This is a genomic window from Brevundimonas sp. FV1ye29L (assembly GCF_058681095.1).
In genome coordinates this window covers 335036-354129 of sequence record NZ_CM178730.1, presented here as the reverse complement: position 1 = coordinate 354129, position 19094 = coordinate 335036, and the positions used below count along the sequence as shown (strand labels likewise).

Here is a 19094-nt window from a genome sequence, read left to right as displayed (position 1 = left end):
CGCTTAACCGCTTGCCTCTAGAACAGAGGCCTGCTGCGGGCATTCTGGCCCGCCCTTGGCGTTTTTGGGTGGTCTATGCGGGATCGAAACTGGATGCGGAGCGGCGTGGCGCGACTGGTTGCGCATGCGCGCGTATTCGGCGCCGAGACGCGGGGAAATGTGGCGATGATCTTCGCCCTGACCCTGCCGGTCCTGGTCATGATCACCATGGGCGGGGTCGACATCAATCGCGCCGCCACCGTACGGACGAACCTGCAGGACGCGCTGGACTCGGCCGCCCTCTCCGCTGCGCGATCCTCCCACACGACGGATGCCGACCTGACTGAACTGGGGACGCGCGTGCTCCGTGCGAACCTTCAGGCCTATCCGGAAATCACCCTGAACAGCGCCACATTCTCGTTGAACGAGGATCAGGTGGTGGTCAGCGACGCCACCGTTAACGTCAAGACCCTGGTCGCCGGCATCGTGCTCCCGCCCTATGGCCGGCTGCTGAATGACTATGTGCCCGTCTCGGCCCACTCCGAGGTCAACCGGTCGTCGAAGAATCTGGAAGTGTCGATGGTGCTGGACGTGACCGGCTCGATGGACGACGGCGATCTGGCCGACCTGCAGTCCGCCGCCAAGAGCCTGGTCGATATCGTCGTCAAGGACCAGCAGTCGCCCTACACCTCCCGCATGGCGATCGTCCCCTATTCGATGGGCGTGAACCTGGGCGCCCAGGCGGTCAACGCACGCGGCGCGATCGCCGGCGGCAAGGCCATCACCCGCGCCACGCGAAGCTGCTCAAAGTCCTGGGGGGTAACGACCTGCACGATTGTCATCACCGCCCATGGACACGGATACGCCGTGGGCGAACGGGTCGTGATCAATGGGCTGAACGGGATGAACGGCGCCCTGAACAGCCCGGTGAACACCGCCTGGACCATCACAGCCCGCACGACCAATACCTTCACCTTCAAGACCGGTTCGGTCACCGGATCCTACAGCTCCGGCGGCACGGCCTACTGCACGGCGACCGGCTGTGAATACAAGGCCTTCACCAATATGGACGGCGGCGCCTCGGTGCAGCGCATCAGCACCTGCGTCACCGAGCGCACGGGCGCCCAGGCCTATACGGACGCCTCGCCGACGTCGGCCCCCGTCGGCCTGAACTATCCGATGAACGAGACCGGCAACAACTGTCTCGCGCCCACGATCCAGCCCCTGACAAGCAACCGCACCACCTTGAAGAACCTCGTCGACGGTCTGACCGCCGTGGGTTCGACCGCCGGCCATATCGGCACGGCCTGGGGCTGGTATACGCTGGCGCCGGACTTCAACAGTCTGTGGCCCGGAGCCTCTGCGGCCAATCCCTATGCGCCGACCGAAACCATGAAGGCCGTGGTGCTGATGACCGACGGCGACTTCAACACGCCGTATCGGGACGGGGTCATCGCCGGCGACGCCCTGAACGGTTCGGGCGGCAACGCCAACAAGATCAATCTGGCGGCGACCAACGGCGCCTCCGCGGCCCAGGCCCAGCAGTTGTGCGCGGCGATGAAGGCCCGCGGCGTCATTGTCTATACCGTCGGCTTCTCGGTGGCGGCTGACAGCGCCGCAGCGACCCTGATGACCAGTTGCGCCTCGTCGCCCGGCAAGGCCTTCCTCGCCAACAGCGGGACGGAACTGCTGAGCGCCTTCCAGGCCATCGGCCGCGACATCACCCGGCTCAGGATCAGCCGCTAGGGCGACATCGGCGGGGGGCCGGACGGAGGGCGGCGTCAGAGCAGCCGGATTTCCTTCAGCCGCTCGGTCAGGAAGTCCTCGGCCTGGATGGCGCGGCCGGCGTACCGATCGGGATTGTCGGGCGTGATCGTGGACGGCAGGGTCTCGATCACGAAATCCGGGTTGAAGTGCAGGAAGAAGGGCGTCGAGTAGCGGGCGAAGCCGCGACGCTCTGGCGCCGGATTGACCACCCGATGCGTCGTCGACGGCAGGACGTGGTTGGTCAGACGTTGCAGCATGTCGCCGATATTGACCACCAGCGCCCCCGGCGGCGGCGCGATGTCCAGCCATTGGCCGTCCGCGTCCCGGAGCTGGAGCCCGGCCTCCTCGGCGCCGAGCAGGAGGGTGATGACATTGATGTCTTCGTGCGCCCCCGCCCGCACCCCCGGGGCATCGGCGGGGACCGGAGGATAGTGCAGCATGCGCAGGATGGAGTTGCCCATCTCGACCTTGTCGTCGAAATAGTCGTCGCCAAGGTTCAGATACCGCGCGATGGCCCGCAGGATCCGTCGGCCCAGGGCATCGAGAGCCTCGAACATGCCATAGAGGTGTGGCCGGAAACCCTCGATCTCGGTCGGCCACAGGTTGTCACGCATGTACCGGCGATAGGGATGGGCCTCGGGCAGCTCGCGGCCGACGTGCCAGAACTCCTTCAGGTCGACGGCCTGTGCGCCCTTGGCCGCCTCGACCCCGAAGGGCGTCAGACCCCGCGCCCCGCCCGTTCCCGGACGATGGTAGGCGCGCTTTGTCTCTTCCGGCAGGGCGAAGAGGGCCCTGGCGTCGGAAATTGCGGCGTCGATCACGGCTTCGTCCAGCCCATGGTCGGCGATGACGGCGAAGCCGTATTGTCTGAAGGAGGCGCCAAGGTCGTCGCTGAATCCCTGGAAGTCGACGTCATAGCGCGACATGGATACGGGTTGGACGCCGCGAACGGCGGAGGGGAGCAGGTTGTCGGTCACGGTCAGGCCTTGCACATCATCGATCTGGAGCCTGGATACGCCCAAATCCCCGAAATTGGCAGATCGGCGTCCTGAACCGGCGCCTGTTCATCGGGGCGTCATACGGGAACCTTCACAATGGGCCCACGTTTCTGCACTCCGGAACGAACGCATTCCAAGGATCGAACCCATGCGCGCCAACATTTTCGTCATCGGTACCAGCGTCGCCGCCCTGCTCGGCGCGACGGCCTGCACCACGGTGGACCCCTACAGCTCCGCGCCCCGTCGCAACAATACCGCGACCGGAGCCCTCGCCGGCGCCCTGGGCGGCGCCGTTCTCGGCTATCTGACGAACACCTCCAACGGCGAACAGGGCCGCAAGAACGCCCTGATCGGGGCTGGCGTTGGCGCCCTCGGCGGCGCGGCGGTGGGCCAGTATATGGATCGTCAGCAACGCGCGATGGAGGCTGAACTCAGTGGCTCGGGGGTTGGTGTGGCCCGCCAGGGCGATACGCTCGTCCTGCGCATGCCGTCGGATGTCACCTTCGCCACCAACCAGTCGAACATCGAGCCGCGCTTCGACGGCACTCTCGCAGATGTGGCGCGCGTGCTGGGCCAGTATGACCAGTCGCTCGTCGATATCGTCGGCCACACCGACTCCAGCGGCGGCGACGTCATCAACCAGCCGCTGTCGGAGCGCCGGGCCATTTCGGTGGCGGACGCCCTGATCCGCAACGGCGTTCAGCGGGAACGGCTCTATGTGGCGGGCGCCAGCTCCCGCAGTCCGGTCGCGCCCAACGACACGCCGGCCGGTCGGGCCCAGAATCGCAGGGTCGAGATCGTGATTCGGCCCTTCACGGGCTGAGGACAGGCCCCCTCTAGACGGGCCAGCGGCCCGGACCAGAGAGATCAGAATCGGCGCGCTTTCGCAGAAGGCGCGCCGTTTTTCTGTTCCGGACAAGCCCCGGGTTGCGGATTGCGCGACGTCATGCAGAACTGACCGCCTGACCGGGGCGGAGCGGCATATGGACGGCGAGGAGCGCGATTTCCTGCGCGGGCTGGGCCTGGCGGCCATCGCCCTGGCCTCGGCTGTCCTGACCGCGACCGTCGTCATCGGAGCGGGGTCCGGATGGGTGTCCGCCCGCCCGTCCGCGCCGTCCACGGTGGTCGAACCGTCCCTTGTCCCCACCCGCGGCCCGGCCTTGGTCGTCGGATGGCCTGCCGAGCGCGCAGGGCGGTAGAGGCGGCGCGCTGAGCCGTCTGTCTGGCCCGCGCGAATCGTTTCCGGCTCAAACCGCGCCGTTGGGCGCGGTGCGTGAAGGGGAGAGATCGTCCAGCCGCTAGGTCAAACGGAATCCGCTCTTCCCACTCCCGACAGCAAACCGCCGGCCCTGCGGTGAGCAGGGCCGGCGGAAGGACGTATCGGCATCAGGCTGTCGGGGGAGCCGTGAGGCTCCCCCTTCAGGATCAGAAGTTGATGTCGATGGTGGCGCGACGGTTGAGCGGCTCGCGCACGCCGTCGGCGGTGGCGCGGGCCAGGTCGGTTTCGCCCTTGCCGTCCAGCGAGATCACGCCGCCGGCGACGCCCTGGGCCACGAGGGCGTCAGCGGTGGTGCGGGCGCGGCGGTTGGACAGGCCGACGTTATAGGCGGCCGAACCGGAGGTGTCGGCGTGGCCGACGACCAGGACGCGGGTCGGTTGACCGGTGCGGGCGTAGGCGGCGGCCTGGTTGATGATCGACTGGGCTTCAGCCGTGAGGTTGGAGCGATCCCAGTCGAAATAGACCACGAACTGACGGGCGGCCGGCTTCTGGACCGGCGGCGGGGTCACCGGGCGCGGCGGCATGGGAGCCGGCATCGGCGGCGGGGGCGGCGCCATGACCGGCGGCGGCGGCGGCGGGGGAGCGACCGGCTCGGCGCCGAAGGCGTAGCGCAGGCCCAGGGTCACGGTGTGGCTGTGGTCGTAGTCGCCCTCGAACTCGCCCTGGTTGTAGGACGCCACGCCGGCGAAGGAGTTGAACGAGGCGTCGCCCGTCAGATAGCGGTAGGTCAGGTCGACATTGGCGCGGTCGCCGATGGCCCAGGCCACGCCGGCGATCGCCTGGGCGGCGAAGCTGGTGGAGCTGTCATCGACGGCGAAGCCGACGTTGCGGTTGTTGCGCAGGGCGCCGATCAGGTCGGTGTTGACGCGGTTCACACCGGCGCCGAGGCCGACGAACGGACGCAGGCCCCAGAACTCGGTGCCGAAGTCATAGATGACATTGGCCATCAGGGTCGTCGAGGTGATGTCGCCTTCGGGCGAGACACAGGGACCGACGGCGGGGCTGATGTTGCAGACGCCGTTGTTGCCGGTGACGGCGCGCACGCGCGAGACGTCGCCGCCACGGTAGCCGCCCTCAAGCTCAACGCGCCAGTTCGGGTTGAACCGGTAGCCCAGACGGGCGAACGCCGCCCAGCTGTCGTTGATGCCGAAGTTCCAGTTGTTGCCGGTCAGTTGCGACTCGGCGTTAATGGCGCCGGTCTTGTTGTGATAGCCGGCGTCGACCGCGCCGTACCAGCCGTCGGGCTCGGCCGAGGCCGCGCCAGCGGACAGGGCGAGCGCAACAGCCGCCCCGGAAGTCATGATGAAAGTCTTGATACGCATGGGTAGTGAGCCCTCCGCAAGCGAAAATGAAGATGCGGCGGTCTCACCGCCTCACGGTCCTCCTAACAGTGAAGCCGGGACGGGTCGAGGCACAAACCGCCTCGGCCTCAACCGGTTTTCTGACGACCGTGGCGTTGAAGCTACACGAGAAAATGGGCGAACGCCAGTACGGGATGGTGGAGGAATGCGCGACGTCGCGGTCGCTCATCCGCGCCCGGACGTTTACGCTCAGCCGCCGGCCGCCGCAGACCGCGTCCTCACAGGGCCAAAGCGGTCGGTTTCGCCGTGACAGGGACCAGCATCGCCGCTATCAGCCCGCCCGTGATGGAAGAGACAGAACGCCAGTCCGAGGAACGCAGCTGGGAGACGGCGAAGACGCTCGCCGAGGCCCTGCCCTATATACAGGTTTATGACCGCGAGACCGTGGTCATCAAATACGGCGGCCACGCCATGGGCGAAACCGCCGTGGCGCGCCAGTTCGCCGCCGATGTCGTCCTGTTGAAACTGATGGGCGTCAATCCGGTCGTGGTGCACGGCGGCGGCCCACAGATCAGCGCCATGCTGGACAAGGCCGGGGTGAAGTCGAACTTCGTCGACGGCCTGCGCGTCACCGACGCCGACACCATGGCGGTCGCCGAGATGGTCCTGTCCGGCGCGGTCAACAAGGAGATCGCCCACTGGATCACCATGGCCGGCAAGGAGGCGGATGTCCGCGGCGTCGGCCTGTCGGGCAAGGACGCCGGCCTGCTGACCGTCGCCCGGACCAAACGCACCCGCCGCGACCCCGACAGTATGCTGGAGCATGAGGTCGATCTGGGCTTCGTCGGCGAACCGACCCGGGTGGATCCCAAGCTGATCGCAGGACTGATCGCCTCCGAGACCGAGGACTGGGTGCCGGTGATCGCCCCGATCGGCGTGACCGAAGACGGCCAGACCTTCAACGTCAATGCCGACACGGTCGCCGGCGCCCTGGCCGGATCCTTGAAGGCCAAGCGGATGCTGCTCCTGACCGACGTGCCCGGAGTGAAGGGCGCGAACGGCGAGATCATCCGTCAGATGACCGTGGCCGAGGCGGCGAAATTGATCGAGGACGGCGTTGCGACCGGCGGCATGATCCCCAAGCTGGAGACGGCCATGGCCGCGGTCCGCGACGGTGTCGAGGCCGTGGTGATCCTGGACGGCCGGCGGTCGCACGCCATGCTGGTGGAGTTGTTCACCGAATTCGGCGCCGGCACCCTGGTGAAGGCCAGGTGAGTTTGACCCGGACCGAGTCCGGCGTCGCGGACGCTCTCGCCCATGTCCGCAACTGGGTGTTCGACATGGACGACACCCTGTATCCGCCCGAGCAGGATGTGCTGGGGCTGGTGCAGGCGCGGATCAACGCCTTTGTGGTCGACGCGGTCGGCCTGCCGCCCGACGAGGCGATGGTGCTGCAGAAGTCGTTCCTGCACGAATACGGCACCAGCCTGGCCGGGTTGATGGCCAACTATGCGATCGATCCGGCGAAATTCCTGCACGAGGTGCATGATGTGCCGCTGGACGGGCTGGAGCCCAATCCCCGGCTGGCGGCGGTGCTGAAACGGCTGCCCGGTCGCTGTTTCGTCTTCACCAACGGCGCCCGCTATCATGCCAGTCGCGTGCTGGAGCGGATCGGCATTACCGACTGTTTCGAGGGTGTCTTCGCCATTGAGGACGCCGATCTCGTGCCAAAGCCGGCGCCCGCGACCTTCCGCCGGATGCTGGGCCGCTTTGACATCGACCCGCACAGGGCCGCCTTCTTCGAGGACACGCCGAAGAACCTGGAGCCGGCCAGGGCCCTGGGCATGGCGACGGTGCTGATCGGCGACGGCCGCGGCCGGCCGATCGGCGATCATGTCGATCTGCGCGCCCCTGATCTGCTCGACTTCCTGACTGACCTCTATCCGCCGGAGACCTGACCATGACCGACCTGTCGCATCTGGAATCCGTCATCGAAACCGCCTGGGAGGATCGGGCCCATGTCTTGGCCTCGACCCACGGCGATGTCCGCCATGCGGTGGAGACGGCGCTGGCCCTGCTGGACTCCGGCCAGGCGCGCGTCGCCTCGCGCGGCGAGGACGGGGTCTGGACCACGCATCAGTGGCTGAAGAAGGCGGTGCTGCTGTCGTTCCGCCTGAACGACAACCAGATCATGCGGGCCGGGGATCGGGGGCCGACCAGCCATGCGCCAGGGGTCGGGCCCTGGTGGGACAAGGCGCCCAACAAGTTCGGCGACTGGACGGCGGCCGACTATCAGACGGCCGGCTTCCGCTCCGTCCCCGGCGCGATCGTGCGACAGGGCGCCTATGTGGCGAAGAACGTCGTCCTGATGCCCTCATTCGTGAACATCGGCGCCTATGTCGATGAAGGCTCCATGGTCGACGCCTGGGCCACGGTCGGCTCCTGCGCCCAGATCGGCAGGAACGTCCATCTGTCGGGCGGCGCCGGCATCGGCGGGGTGCTGGAGCCGCTGCAGGCCAATCCCACCATCATCGAGGACGGCTGTTTCATCGGCGCCCGCGCCGAGGTGGCCGAGGGGGTTATCGTCCGCGAGGGCGCGGTGCTGGCCATGGGCGTCTATCTGTCGGGCTCGACGAAGATCGTCGACCGGGCGACCGGCGAGGTGTTCCGCGGCGAGGTGCCGGCCTACAGCGTCGTGGTGCCAGGCGCCCTGCCTGACCCGAACGGCGGCCCGTCGCTGTACTGCGCCGTGATCGTCAAACGCGTCGACGCCCAGACGCGGGCGAAGACGGGGGTGAATGAGCTGCTGAGGGACTAAGGATCAGGCCGCAATCGTCCCGGGGCTAGATGGCGGGTGTCTCGGCTGCAGGCGGCGACAGGCGGATGACAATCCGCCCCGTCGCTGCGTCGACGCCGAAGACCAGTTCTGTCGCCGATGCGGCTGCGGCGACCTCCTGAATCAGGCTCGCCGTGTAGGACTGGTTCTCCACCAGTCCCTGCAGGGTCGCCAATTCGTTGTCGAACGTCCCCAGCAGTGCGGCGTCCACCCGTCGCGCCCGCTCCCTGACCTCGCCGGACATGGCGACCGGCTTTGCAACCGTCGCCGGAGCCGGAGGCAGCCTCACGGGTCCCAGTTTCTGGTCCAGGCCTGAAAAGGCCTGCGCCGTCTTGATGGTGTTGAGGGCGGCCTGGGCGTTTTCTCCCGTAAGGACGCTGTCCAACGTCCTCAGAGGGGACGCAATGATGGCCCCGATGGTCTCCACCGGCGAATACCGAAGGTCACGATCACGCTTGAGAATATCGTGATCCAGAGCCAGGACCTCACGCGCGAACTGACGTGCCTGTCTGTCCACCGCGAAATCCAAGGCGGACTTATAGGTCTCGGTCTGCGACTTCGCGAGTCCCAGCGTGTCGCAAAGGGCCAGGAGCCGCTCCGCCTCGCGCTCAAACGCATCGCGATCACTTCCGGCGGTCTTGCCGCGAATAGCAGTCAGCAGTCCCTCGACCGCCGTTCGGCGGGTGGAGGCGCAGTCCGTCGTTCGCGCCGCCAACGCGTCGTTCAACTCACCAAGCAGCACATACCGCCGGCTCATCAGCGCCAGAGCCTGCGCCCCGCCGTGAAACAGATCGCGAGTGGGTTCATTGGCGTGGATCTGGCTGGCAACGGCGGGGGCGAAGGTGGCGTAGGCCCAGACTCTCTGTGACGTCGTGCCCGCGCCGGTGGCCAGCGCCGATCCGAGGGCCCCCACGAACACCAGACCGGCCTCCGTGTCGACGATGATCTGCTGACGCCGCGCCCGCCTTTCATAGAAGTACGACAGGTCGGCCACATTGGCCCGCACTCCGTCCAAAGTCGTGGACGAAGACAGTTCGTCCTCAGCGAGCGCCCGCAAGGCGCACTCCCTCGGCCCCAGAGTCCCATCGTCGAAACGGCGCAGCCAGTTGGTATCTCCGGCGGCTGTGTCACAGACGACCGCAGTCCCGGCGTTAGCCGGCACAGTCATCAGCGTTCCGCCAAGGGCTACGGCAAGGCCGCACGCGATCAGATGCTTCAAGACGCTCCCCTCTTCACCGGGAAGCAGTGTTAACACTTAAGGTGGTCTTGTACACCATCGTTACGCGACATCTCCGCGCGCGATGAGCGCCTTGGGCTGGAGGCCTATGGCCGCTCCACACACATCGCCACGCCCATCCCGCCGCCGATGCAGAGGGTGGCGAGGCCCCTCTTCGCGCCGGACCGCTTCATCTCGTGCAGCAGGGTGGTCAGGATGCGGGCGCCCGAGGCGCCGATGGGATGGCCGATGGCGATGGCGCCGCCGTTGACGTTCACCTTCGCCGGGTCGAGGCCGAGCTCCTTGAGCACGCACAGGGACTGGGCGGCGAAGGCCTCGTTGGACTCGACCAGATCCAGATCGGCGACGGTCCAGCCGGCCTTCTCCAGCGCCTTTTTCGAGGCGGGGATAGGGCCCGTGCCCATGATCGACGGATCCACGCCGGCCGTGGCCCAGGACACGATACGCGCCAGCGGCTCCAGCCCGCGCGCCTTCGCCTCATCCGCCGACATCAGCACCAGGGCGGCGGCGCCGTCATTCAGGCCCGAGGCGTTGGCGGCGGTGACCGAACCCGTCTTCACGAAGGCCGGCTTGAGCTTCTCCATGGCCTCCAGGGTTGCGCCATGACGGATGTATTCGTCCTGATCGACGACGACATCGCCCTTGCGGGTCGGGATGGTCACCGGGACGATCTCGTCGACGAATTTGCCCGCCTTCTGGGCCGCCTCGGCCTTGTTCTGGCTGGCGACGGCGAACCGGTCCTGGTCCTCGCGGCTGATCTGGTTCTGGTCGGCGATGTTCTCGGCCGTTTGACCCATGTGATAGCCGTTGAAGGCGTCCCACAGCCCGTCCCTGATCATGGTGTCGGTGAAGGCCAGGTCGCCCATCTTCTGGCCGTTCCTCAGGTGGGCGGCGTGGGGGGCCAGGCTCATGGATTCCTGACCGCCGGCGACGATCATCTTCGCATCGCCCAGGGCGATCTGCTGATAGCCGAGGGCCACGGCGCGCAGGCCCGAACCGCAGATCTGGTTCAGGCTCCAGGCCGGGGTTTCCTTCGGCAGGCCGGCGCCCATTGACGCCTGGCGGGCCGGGCCCTGTCCGGCGGCGGCCTGGAGCACATGGCCGAGGATCACTTCATCGACGTCGGCCGGGGCGACCTCGGCCCGCTCCAGCGCCGCCCTGATGGCGATCTCGCCCAGTTTGGCGGCGGGCAGGCTGGACAGGGCGCCCATGAAGGAGCCGACCGGGGTGCGGGCGGCGGAGACGATAACGACCTCGGTCTGGCTCATGGGAGAAACTCGATGCTGGCGAAGACGGACGCGTGAACTGGATGCAGGCGGGGAGCGTGGTATTTCGGCCGCATCCTTAGGCGCAGATCGCCCGGCGCGAAAGGATTCACCGAATTCTCATCACCCTGAGTTGAACTGGCGGGAACGAACGACAGCACGTCGTCGCTGGGTTGATGGTTGGAACAGGGCGGACCGGCGCATTCGGCGCCGCCTGCCCGCTCGGGAGGATGCGCGCCCATGCGTCTCAAGACACTCTTCGCCCACGTGCGCACGCCGGACGCGCTGGACATGGTCGAACATTACCAGACCCGCGCGGAACGGCTGGCGGATCTGTGGGTCCACCTGACCGGCCTGTCGCTGGCCGCGGCGGGCGGGATCGTGCTGGCCGTACTGGCCGCCGTCCACGGCGGCGTCGAGGCGGCGGCGGCCACGGCGGTCTATGCCGTCTGTCTGATCGCCATGCTGGCCTGTTCGACGGTCTACAACTGCACCCGCCCGTCGCCGGCCCGGCCGGTTCTGCGCCGCATGGACGAGGCGGCCATCTTCCTGATGATCGCCGGCTCCTATACGCCCTTCACCACCCAGAGGTTCGAGGGCGTGTGGTCGGTCGGCTTCACGGCCGGGGTCTGGGCCATCGCCCTGGCCGGGGTGGCCGCCAAGATGGTGGCGCCGCGCCTGTCGGACCGCTTCTGGAGCGCGGTCTACGCCCTGTTCGGCTGGCTGGCGGTGGTGGCGCTCAAGCCGATGCTGGATACCGTCCACCCCCTGGCCCTGACCCTGCTGGTGACCGGCGGACTGATCTATACCTCGGGCGTGTTTGTCTTCATCCGGCCGTCGCTCCGGTTCCGCCGCGCGATCTGGCACGGCTTTGTCGTGGCGGGCGCGTGCCTGCACTGGGCCGCGATCCTGTTCGGGGTGGTGTTGATCCCGGCGGCGGCCTGAGGTCGTCCGGTCGGGCGGGCGACGCGGACGCAACAAGGCTCTGGCGCGCTTCGCCGCAGTGCGGAATACTGACGAAAACCGAGGGAGCTACCGTCTTGGCCGACGACCATCCGCAGAACACCGCAACCAGCGGCGGCAAGGCGAAGCCCGGCGAGGTCGTCGTCATCAAGAAATACGCCAACCGGCGCCTCTACAACACCTCGACCAGCGCCTATGTCACGCTTGAGGATCTGGCGCGGATGGTGCGCGAGGGGACCGAGTTCGTCGTCTTCGACGCCCGCACCAATGAAGAGCTGACCCGTCAGATCCTGACCCAGATCATCTTCGAGGAAGAGAGCCGGGGCGAGGCCCTGCTGCCCGTCCAGTTTCTTCGCCAGTTGATCGGCTTCTACGGCGGCCAGATGCAGGGCGTGCTGCCCGGCTATCTTGAAATGTCGCTCGAGAGCTTCTCGCGCCAGCAGGAGGAGTTCCGCAGCCAGATGACGCGCGCCTTCGGTGCGACGCCGGCCGCCGGACTGGGAACGGGTCTGGGCGCCGGACTGGGGGGCGCCCTGGGCGCCGGCTTCATGGAGGAGGCCGTCAAACAGAACATGGCCATGTTTGAAAGGGCCCTGAAGATGTTCCCGGCGTTCGGCTATGGCGCGGCCGGCGCCGATCCCGCGCCCGAGCCGGCGACATCTGCCGCTCCCGCCGCCGATCCCCTGGGCGAAATGCGCGCCCAGATGGAGGAGATGCGGGCCCGGATCGACCAGCTGGCCAACCCGGGAACGGACAGGGGTTCCGGGACGTGAGCGACCCTGTCGGTCCCGTGGGCGCTGCCGGCCGGGCCGGCGTCGCCCCGTCCGTGCCCGACGCCCGCGATGCGCTGGAGGCGGAGCGCCGCGCCGTCGACCGGCGCAAGGCCGACCGACGCTCGCCCTCCCGGCGCAAATCGAAATCGGCCGGGGACGAACCCTCGACCGGTCGCGAGCTGGTTCCGGTCGGAGACCGCATCACCCACGATCCGGCCCCGCCACAGTCTCCTTCCCGACCCGCGGCGGCCGAGGCCGCCTTCGCCGCACAGATTATGGGGCAGGACGGCCAGAAGCGCGGGCTTCGCGGCGGCGCCCCCGTTCTGGACGCCGCCCGATCCACCTATCTGAACGCCGAATTCACCGGCGAAAAGGACCGCCGCCCCCCCGCCGGGGCGAAGAAGACGACCGAGATCTGAGGCTGCTATCTATGTGGCACAAAGATTGCTTGCCCAATTGACGCAGCAACCTTAGCCCACAGGTTATTCATGTCCCAACTGACAAGCCATTGCTTCCGAGCACTAGACATCGCGGTTGTCGCGATCATATTTTTTGCACTCCTATAGCCACTCTCTACCTTGGCGCACTACCGGGTCTAAGCTTCGCCCGAAGCGCCCAGAGTTCGTCGATAAGTTGGTCAATTTCAGCGCGTTTTCTCGCAAGTTGGTTGCGTGGAATTCGCGCCTCCAACTGCCCTCTATAAATTGCCGCGTAGGATCGAAACTGCGCATCGGAAAAATGGACGCAAGCATCTTTTTTATTAGTTTCAAGAAAATTCATATCCTGCCCAGTCAGCCAGCCAACGTTTCTATAGTCACAGCACGCTCGAATATAAACGTGCAATTTTCTGACAAGGCCTGAACATCGTCGGGAGTGATAGGAAGCCCTGCAGCGATTATTGACTCCGCTAGACGGTTAAGTGCTGCAATATTTTCACGCAGAAGGGCCAATGATTTAAGCTCAGTTTCATCAAGAGCATCAATGGTGTCGAATCCGCTAAACACAGCAGGCTCGGTTATAGGAAAAGATCCCGCCAAAGTAAGAGCGCTTTTTGCGGCGGCGGCAACGACAACATCAGAAAGGGTGCGCTCGACCGTTGTTGACAAACGCTTGCACTCAAACGAAAGCGCTTTTCTTACAGCAGTTTTGCGTTTTTTGTTTTTCGAGCCTTCTTGGTAATTGGAAAGCGCGGCCTGAACTCCTGCACCGATCGGCCCCCCGATTATCGCGCCTAAAGCTCCAGATAAGAGATTCGACAGATCAATCGGATTTGCTGGCGGATCTATAGCCATTTTCAACCCCCTGAACGATTCGAGATGTTCGGCTGGAAAGCAGCGTTCGGTCAATAAGGTTAATTTGAGATTTCATTGTTGATGCGTCGCGCAGAGTTTGATGATTTGGCAGCCGGAAACTGACCATCGTTTCGGATTTGGGGGTTTCGGAGGTAAGGGGCAAAACCCATCTGAACGCCATGACCGATCTGTCCCCCCGCGAAATCGTCTCCGAACTCGACCGCTATATTGTCGGTCAGCATGACGCCAAACGCGCCGTGGCCGTGGCCCTGCGCAACCGTTGGCGTCGCAAGCGCGTCCCGGCCGACCTGCGCGACGAGGTGACGCCCAAGAACATCCTGATGATCGGCCCGACGGGCGTCGGCAAGACCGAGATCGCCCGGCGGCTGGCCAAATTGGCCGGCTCGCCCTTCCTCAAGGTCGAGGCGACCAAATTCACCGAGGTCGGCTATGTCGGCCGCGACGTCGACCAGATCATGCGCGACCTGGTCGAGGCGGCGATCATCATGGTGCGCGAGCAGAAGCGCACGGGCGTCCGCGCCAGGGCGGAACAGGCCGCCGAGGACCGTATTCTGGACGGGCTGGTCGGGCCGGGCGCCCATGCCGCGACCCGCGACAGTTTCCGCAAGAAGCTGCGTGCGGGAGAGATGGACGACAAGGAGGTCGAGCTGCAACTGGCCGACGCCGGCCCCGCCCTGCCCGGGCTGGATCTGCCGGGCGGCAATGTCGGCATGATCAACCTGACCGAAATGCTGGGCAAGATGGGCGGCGGGCGCACGAAATCGGTGCGCCTGTCGGTAAAGGACGCCTGGACGCCCCTGATCGCCGAGGAGGGCGACAAGCTGCTGGATCAGGACAGTCTGACCCGCGAGGCCGTGACCCTGGCCGAACAGGAGGGAATCGTCTTCCTCGACGAGATCGACAAGGTGGCCGGCCGTCAGGACAAGGGCGGCGCGGATGTCAGCCGCGAGGGCGTACAGCGCGACCTGTTGCCCCTGATCGAGGGCACCACCGTCTCGACCAAATACGGACCGGTGAAGACCGACCATGTGCTGTTCATCGCCTCGGGCGCCTTCCATGTCGCCAAACCGAGCGACCTGCTGCCCGAGCTCCAGGGCCGGCTGCCGATCCGCGTCGAGCTGAAGGCCCTGACGCGCGACGACTTCGTGCGCATCCTGACCGAGCCCGAGGCCAATCTGATCCGCCAGAACCAGGCCCTTCTGGCCACCGAGGACGTGACCCTGGTCTTCACCGACGAGGCGGTCGGGGCCATGGCCGATGCGGCGGTGGCGGCCAATGGCGCAGTCGAGAACATCGGCGCCCGGCGTCTGGTCACCGTCATCGAACGGGTGCTGGAGGAGACCTCCTTCAAGGCCTCCGACCTCGGCGGCCAGACCCTGACCTTCGACGCCGAACAGGTGCGCGAGAAGGTCGGCGATCTGGCGAAGAACGCGGACCTCAGCCGGTATATATTGTGATTTCCCTCTCCCGGCGGGAGAGGGCTTGAGGCTCGCAGAGCGCAGCGATGCGCCAGCCGAAAGGGTGAGGGGCGGCCCTCACCGATCAGCGCCCGGCCCCTCACCCTTTCGCGCCAGAACGTCGGCTTCGCCGCCGTGCGCTCAAGCCCTCTCCCGCCGGGAGAGGGTTTTGTGCTAGAAGCCCGCTTTCCTCCTTTCAGGATCTCCGCCCTTGAGCATCACGCTCGACCTCTCGCGCGCCAGCGCCTCCGTCGCCGCAGCCCCCGTCAACCTCAGTGGTCTGACGCGCACGGGTCTGCGCGAGGCCCTGCTCGCGGCCGAGATCTGCCCGCCGGAAAAGGCGAAGATGCGGGCGTCGCAGGTGTGGCGCTGGATCCATCATTATGGCGTCACCGACTTCGCCCTGATGAGCGATATCGGCAAGGACGTCCGGGCGAAACTGGCCGAGACCTTCACCCTGGCCCGCCCCGAGATCGTCGAGCGCCAGGTGTCCAAGGACGGCACGCGCAAATATCTGATCCGCACGGCGCCCGGAATCGAGATCGAGGCAGTCTATATCCCCGATGTCGGCCGTGCGGGCGCATTGTGCGTCTCGTCCCAGGTCGGCTGCACCCTGAACTGCACCTTCTGCCACACCGGCACCCAGAAGCTGGTCCGCAACCTGACCGCCGCCGAGATCGTGGCCCAGGTCCAGGTGGCGCGCGACGATCTGGAGGAATGGCCGTCCCCGAAAGAGGACCGTCGCCTCTCCAACATCGTCTTCATGGGCATGGGCGAGCCGCTCTACAATCTGGACGCGGTGTCCGACGCCATCGACATCATCTCCGACAATGAGGGCATCGCCCTGTCACGCCGCCGGATCACGGTCTCGACCAGTGGCGTCGTGCCCCAACTGGACGAGCTGGGGAACCGCACCGCCGCCATGCTGGCGATCAGCCTGCACGCCACCAACGACCCGCTGCGCGACGTCCTGGTGCCGCTGAACAAGAAGTATGATCTCGAGACCCTGATGGCCGGCATCCGCGCCTATCCGGGCCTGTCCAACGCGCGGCGGGTGACCTTCGAATACGTCATGCTGAAGGGCGTCAACGACAGCCCGGCCGAGGCCCGCGCCCTCGTGAAAATGATCGAGGGCATCCCGGCCAAGGTGAACCTGATCCCCTTCAACCCCTGGCCCGGCACGGACTATCAGTGCTCGGACTGGAAGACGATCGAGGTCTTCGCCGCCATCCTGAACAAGGCCGGCTATGCCAGCCCGATCCGGACTCCGCGCGGCCGGGATATCCTGGCCGCCTGCGGCCAGCTGAAGTCGGAAAGCGAAAAGGTCCGGGCGAGCGCGCTCAGGAAGGCGGAACAGACGACGGTCGAGGCGGCGTGATTCCCTGTCCTTTCGGCGTCGAATTTGCACCTTCATCGTCTGCAGGGACAAAGGTTTGTCGCTAACGGCGGTTACGGAAACCGATGCCGCCGTGCTAAGAGCCGCGCCCTTCGGGTGGGCGGCGTCGTCGCCGGGCGTTTCCAGTCTTCAGGAGTGCGTGAAATGAGCAGGGTTCTGGTTATCGGCGCCGGCGGCGTCGGGTCCGTTGCGGTCCACAAGATGGCGATGAACGCCGACATCTTTTCGCATATCACCCTGGCGTCGCGCACGAAGTCCAAGTGCGACGCCATCGCCGCCTCGGTGAAGGACCGCACAGGCGTCCTCATCGAGACGGCGGCCATCGACGCCGACGACGTGGCGGCGACCACGGCCCTGATCCGCGCGGTCCGGCCCGCCCTCGTGGTCAATCTGGCCCTGCCCTATCAGGACCTGAACATCATGGACGCGTGTCTGGCGGCCGGGGTGAATTATATGGACACGGCCAACTATGAGCCGCGCGAGGAAGCGAAGTTTGAATACAGGTGGCAGTGGGCCTATCAGGACCGCTTCCGGGACGCCGGTCTGATGGCCCTGCTGGGCTCGGGCTTCGACCCCGGCGTGACCTCGGTCTTCACGACATACACGAAGAAGCACCTGCTGGATTCGATCGAGACGCTCGACATCCTGGACTGCAACGGCGGCGACACCGGCCTGCCGTTCGCGACCAACTTCAACCCCGAGATCAATCTGCGGGAAGTGACCGCCCCGTCGCGTCACTGGGAAAACGGCCAGTGGATCGAGGGCCCGGCCCTGAGCCGCAAACAGGTCTTCGACTTTGAAGGCGTAGGTCAGAAGAACATGTACCTCATGTATCATGAGGAACTGGAGTCGCTGGCCAAATTCTATCCGGAAATCAATCGCATCCGCTTCTGGATGACCTTCGGCGACTCCTATCTCAAGCACCTGGAAGTGCTGGAGAATATCGGCATGACCTCGATCGAGCCGATGATGTTCCAGGGCCGCGAGGTCATCCCGATCGAGTTCCTGAAGGCCCTTCTGCCAGAACCATCGTCCCTCGGTCCCCTGACCAGGGGCAAGACCAACATTGGCACGATCGCGACCGGCCTGAAGGACGGCGTCCGGAAGACCGTCTACGTCAACAACATCTGCGACCACGAAGAGGCCTATGCCGAGACCGGCAACCAGGCCGTCAGCTACACCACCGGCGTGCCCGCCATGATCGGCGCGGCCCTGATGCTGACCGGCCGGTGGCAGGGCGCGGGCGTGTTCAACATGGAGCAGCTGGACCCCGACCCGTTCATGGACATGCTGAATGCCCACGGCCTGCCGTGGAAGGTTCAGGACCTGAACGCCCCGCTCGACTTCTGATGGCCATGCAAACCCAGGCGGGCGATCCCGGCGCCTTTTCCCGGTTTGACCTGAACCGCGTCCCCTCGCCGGCCTTCGTCGTGGACGAGGCGGCGGTGCGGCGCAATCTCGCGGTCCTGAAGGATGTCGGCGAACGGGGCGGGGCCCGGGTGCTGCTGGCGCTGAAAGCCTTCTCCATGTGGTCGCTGGCCGATGTCGTCGGGGCGTATCTGGACGGAGTCTGCGCCTCGGGACTGTGGGAGGCGCGGCTGGCGCGTGAATTCTATTCCGGCGAACTGACCACCTATTCGCCGGCCTACAAGGCCGCAGACCTGCCCGAAATCCTGCGGCTGTCCGACCATGTCATCTTTAACTCGCCAGACCAGATCGCCCGCTTCGCCGATGTGATCGCGGCGGCGCGGGCAGAGGGCGAGACCTTCGATATCGGGCTGCGGCTGAACCCGGAGCATTCCGAAGCCGAGGTCGCCAAATACGACCCCTGCCAGCGGGGTTCGCGTCTGGGCTTCCCGGTGTCGCAGCTCAGGTCGGAGCATCTGGACGGTGTCGACGGCCTGCATATCCACGCCCTGTGCGAACAGGGGTTCGCGCCGCTGCAGCGGATCTGGGCCTCGCTGGAACCACGGATCGAGCAGGCGCTGGGTTCGCTGAAATGGGTCAATCTGGGCGGCGGCCACCACGTCACCCGGGCCGACTATGACATCGAGGCCCTGATCGGCTTCCTGCGCGAGGTGACACAGCGCCACGGCGTACAGCTCTATCTGGAACCCGGCGAGGCCATCGCCCTCGACGCCGGGATTCTGGTCGGCGAGGTGCTGGATGTCATCGACAATGGCCTGCCGGTCGCCATCACCGACCTGTCGGCGACCTGCCATATGCCGGATGTCATCGAGGCCCCCTATCGGCCGGCCATGCTGAACGAGGCCGAGGCGGGCGTGACCGTGCGTCTGGGCGGACCCTCCTGCCTGGCCGGGGACATCATCGGCGACTATGTCTTCGTTGAACGCCCGGCGCCGGGCACGCGCCTCGCCTTCCTCGACCAGGCCCACTATTCGATGGTCAAGACCAATACCTTCAACGGCGTTCCCCTGCCGGCCATCGTGCTGTGGAACAGCGAGACAGATGATCTGAGGCTCGTGAAGGAATTCAACTGGACGGAATTCCGGGACCGGCTGTCCTGAGC

18 protein-coding genes are annotated in these 19094 nt (G+C 66.1%); 13 read left to right on the top strand and 5 right to left on the bottom strand.

Annotation, left to right across the window (positions count from 1 at the left end):
* Positions 1-105: 105 nt before the first annotated feature.
* Entirely contained in the window at positions 106-1725 is a 1620-nt protein-coding gene (locus ACW17W_RS01750) for a pilus assembly protein TadG-related protein (protein ID WP_492078762.1), read from the top strand.
* 35 nt (positions 1726-1760) lie between these two features.
* Here ACW17W_RS01750 and ACW17W_RS01745 read toward each other — a convergent pair whose 3' ends face one another.
* Complete coding sequence (locus ACW17W_RS01745; protein ID WP_492080359.1) at positions 1761-2672, bottom strand: isopenicillin N synthase family dioxygenase; 912 nt, start codon at positions 2670-2672, stop codon at positions 1761-1763.
* Between the two features lie 220 nt (positions 2673-2892).
* On the opposite strand from ACW17W_RS01745, the gene ACW17W_RS01740 reads away from it, so the two are divergent.
* Both ACW17W_RS01740 and ACW17W_RS01735 read left to right on the top strand, forming a co-directional pair.
* Entirely contained in the window at positions 2893-3567 is a 675-nt protein-coding gene (locus ACW17W_RS01740; protein ID WP_492078760.1) for a YiaD family glycine zipper/OmpA-like lipoprotein, read from the top strand.
* A 160-nt stretch (positions 3568-3727) separates the two neighbouring features.
* Positions 3728-3943, top strand: coding sequence for a hypothetical protein (locus ACW17W_RS01735; RefSeq protein ID WP_492078758.1), 216 nt, complete (start codon positions 3728-3730; stop codon positions 3941-3943).
* A gap of 226 nt (positions 3944-4169) precedes the next feature.
* On the opposite strand, the gene ACW17W_RS01730 is transcribed toward ACW17W_RS01735, so the two are convergent.
* Positions 4170-5345 carry an OmpA family protein gene (locus tag ACW17W_RS01730; protein ID WP_492078756.1) on the bottom strand — a complete coding sequence of 392 codons (1176 nt, stop codon included), beginning with the start codon at positions 5343-5345 and terminating at the stop codon, positions 4170-4172.
* A gap of 324 nt (positions 5346-5669) precedes the next feature.
* Here ACW17W_RS01730 and argB point away from each other — a divergent pair, with 324 nt between their 5' ends.
* Genes argB through dapD form a run of 3 tightly spaced genes read left to right on the top strand, consistent with a single transcriptional unit; the run spans position 5670 to position 8142 of the window.
* A complete protein-coding gene (gene argB / locus ACW17W_RS01725; protein ID WP_492080358.1) occupies positions 5670-6599 on the top strand; it encodes an acetylglutamate kinase in 930 nt (309 codons plus the stop codon).
* Positions 6596-7282, top strand: a complete 687-nt coding sequence (locus tag ACW17W_RS01720; RefSeq protein WP_492078754.1) for a pyrimidine 5'-nucleotidase — start codon at positions 6596-6598, stop codon at positions 7280-7282. The genes argB and ACW17W_RS01720 overlap by 4 nt, the downstream gene beginning before the upstream one ends.
* A 2-nt stretch (positions 7283-7284) precedes the next feature.
* Entirely contained in the window at positions 7285-8142 is an 858-nt protein-coding gene (dapD, locus tag ACW17W_RS01715) for a 2,3,4,5-tetrahydropyridine-2,6-dicarboxylate N-succinyltransferase (RefSeq protein ID WP_492078752.1), read from the top strand.
* A gap of 25 nt (positions 8143-8167) precedes the next feature.
* Here dapD and ACW17W_RS01710 read toward each other — a convergent pair whose 3' ends face one another.
* Together ACW17W_RS01710 and ACW17W_RS01705 are read right to left on the bottom strand one after the other, a co-directional pair.
* Positions 8168-9328: a hypothetical protein gene (locus ACW17W_RS01710; RefSeq protein WP_492078750.1), complete on the bottom strand. Its 1161-nt coding sequence runs from the start codon at positions 9326-9328 to the stop codon at positions 8168-8170.
* Between the two features lie 155 nt (positions 9329-9483).
* Positions 9484-10665, bottom strand: a complete 1182-nt coding sequence (locus ACW17W_RS01705) for an acetyl-CoA C-acetyltransferase (protein ID WP_492078748.1) — start codon at positions 10663-10665, stop codon at positions 9484-9486.
* Between the two features lie 237 nt (positions 10666-10902).
* Between ACW17W_RS01705 and trhA the strand changes: the two genes are divergently transcribed.
* From trhA to ACW17W_RS01690, 3 genes are all read left to right on the top strand, one after another.
* Complete coding sequence (trhA, locus tag ACW17W_RS01700) at positions 10903-11607, top strand: PAQR family membrane homeostasis protein TrhA (protein WP_492078746.1); 705 nt, start codon at positions 10903-10905, stop codon at positions 11605-11607.
* 95 nt (positions 11608-11702) lie between these two features.
* Positions 11703-12398 carry a polyhydroxyalkanoate synthesis repressor PhaR gene (gene phaR, locus ACW17W_RS01695; protein ID WP_492078744.1) on the top strand — a complete coding sequence of 232 codons (696 nt, stop codon included), beginning with the start codon at positions 11703-11705 and terminating at the stop codon, positions 12396-12398.
* Positions 12395-12817: a hypothetical protein gene (locus ACW17W_RS01690; protein WP_492078742.1), complete on the top strand. Its 423-nt coding sequence runs from the start codon at positions 12395-12397 to the stop codon at positions 12815-12817. Before phaR ends, ACW17W_RS01690 begins: the two co-directional genes overlap by 4 nt.
* Before the next feature lie 372 nt (positions 12818-13189).
* Here the strand turns inward: ACW17W_RS01690 and ACW17W_RS01685 are convergent, their stop codons facing one another.
* Positions 13190-13690 carry a hypothetical protein gene (locus ACW17W_RS01685; protein ID WP_492078741.1) on the bottom strand — a complete coding sequence of 167 codons (501 nt, stop codon included), beginning with the start codon at positions 13688-13690 and terminating at the stop codon, positions 13190-13192.
* 179 nt (positions 13691-13869) lie between these two features.
* On the opposite strand from ACW17W_RS01685, the gene hslU reads away from it, so the two are divergent.
* From hslU to ACW17W_RS01665, 4 genes are all read left to right on the top strand, one after another.
* Complete coding sequence (hslU, locus tag ACW17W_RS01680; protein WP_492078739.1) at positions 13870-15168, top strand: ATP-dependent protease ATPase subunit HslU; 1299 nt, start codon at positions 13870-13872, stop codon at positions 15166-15168.
* 211 nt (positions 15169-15379) lie between these two features.
* On the top strand, positions 15380-16546 hold the full coding sequence (gene rlmN, locus ACW17W_RS01675) for a dual-specificity RNA methyltransferase RlmN (protein ID WP_492078737.1): 1167 nt from the start codon (positions 15380-15382) through the stop codon (positions 16544-16546).
* 162 nt (positions 16547-16708) lie between these two features.
* Positions 16709-17914: a saccharopine dehydrogenase family protein gene (locus ACW17W_RS01670; protein ID WP_492078735.1), complete on the top strand. Its 1206-nt coding sequence runs from the start codon at positions 16709-16711 to the stop codon at positions 17912-17914.
* Complete coding sequence (locus ACW17W_RS01665) at positions 17914-19092, top strand: carboxynorspermidine decarboxylase (RefSeq protein WP_492078733.1); 1179 nt, start codon at positions 17914-17916, stop codon at positions 19090-19092. The genes ACW17W_RS01670 and ACW17W_RS01665 overlap by 1 nt, the downstream gene beginning before the upstream one ends.
* Positions 19093-19094 lie beyond the last annotated feature (2 nt).

What these genes read in the sequence shown, in the direction of transcription:
- ACW17W_RS01745 (WP_492080359.1), bottom strand. Translation starts at nt 2,672, where the DNA reads ATGTCGCGCTATGACGTCGACTTCCAGGGATTCAGCGACGACCTTGGC.
- ACW17W_RS01740 (WP_492078760.1), top strand. Translation starts at nt 2,893, where the DNA reads ATGCGCGCCAACATTTTCGTCATCGGTACCAGCGTCGCCGCCCTGCTC.
- ACW17W_RS01735 (WP_492078758.1), top strand. Translation starts at nt 3,728, where the DNA reads ATGGACGGCGAGGAGCGCGATTTCCTGCGCGGGCTGGGCCTGGCGGCC.
- ACW17W_RS01730 (WP_492078756.1), bottom strand. Translation starts at nt 5,345, where the DNA reads ATGCGTATCAAGACTTTCATCATGACTTCCGGGGCGGCTGTTGCGCTC.
- argB (WP_492080358.1), top strand. Translation starts at nt 5,670, where the DNA reads ATGGAAGAGACAGAACGCCAGTCCGAGGAACGCAGCTGGGAGACGGCG.
- dapD (WP_492078752.1), top strand. Translation starts at nt 7,285, where the DNA reads ATGACCGACCTGTCGCATCTGGAATCCGTCATCGAAACCGCCTGGGAG.
- ACW17W_RS01710 (WP_492078750.1), bottom strand. Translation starts at nt 9,328, where the DNA reads ATGACTGTGCCGGCTAACGCCGGGACTGCGGTCGTCTGTGACACAGCC.
- ACW17W_RS01705 (WP_492078748.1), bottom strand. Translation starts at nt 10,665, where the DNA reads ATGAGCCAGACCGAGGTCGTTATCGTCTCCGCCGCCCGCACCCCGGTC.
- trhA (WP_492078746.1), top strand. Translation starts at nt 10,903, where the DNA reads ATGCGTCTCAAGACACTCTTCGCCCACGTGCGCACGCCGGACGCGCTG.
- ACW17W_RS01685 (WP_492078741.1), bottom strand. Translation starts at nt 13,690, where the DNA reads ATGGCTATAGATCCGCCAGCAAATCCGATTGATCTGTCGAATCTCTTA.
- hslU (WP_492078739.1), top strand. Translation starts at nt 13,870, where the DNA reads ATGACCGATCTGTCCCCCCGCGAAATCGTCTCCGAACTCGACCGCTAT.
- ACW17W_RS01670 (WP_492078735.1), top strand. Translation starts at nt 16,709, where the DNA reads ATGAGCAGGGTTCTGGTTATCGGCGCCGGCGGCGTCGGGTCCGTTGCG.
- ACW17W_RS01665 (WP_492078733.1), top strand. Translation starts at nt 17,914, where the DNA reads ATGGCCATGCAAACCCAGGCGGGCGATCCCGGCGCCTTTTCCCGGTTT.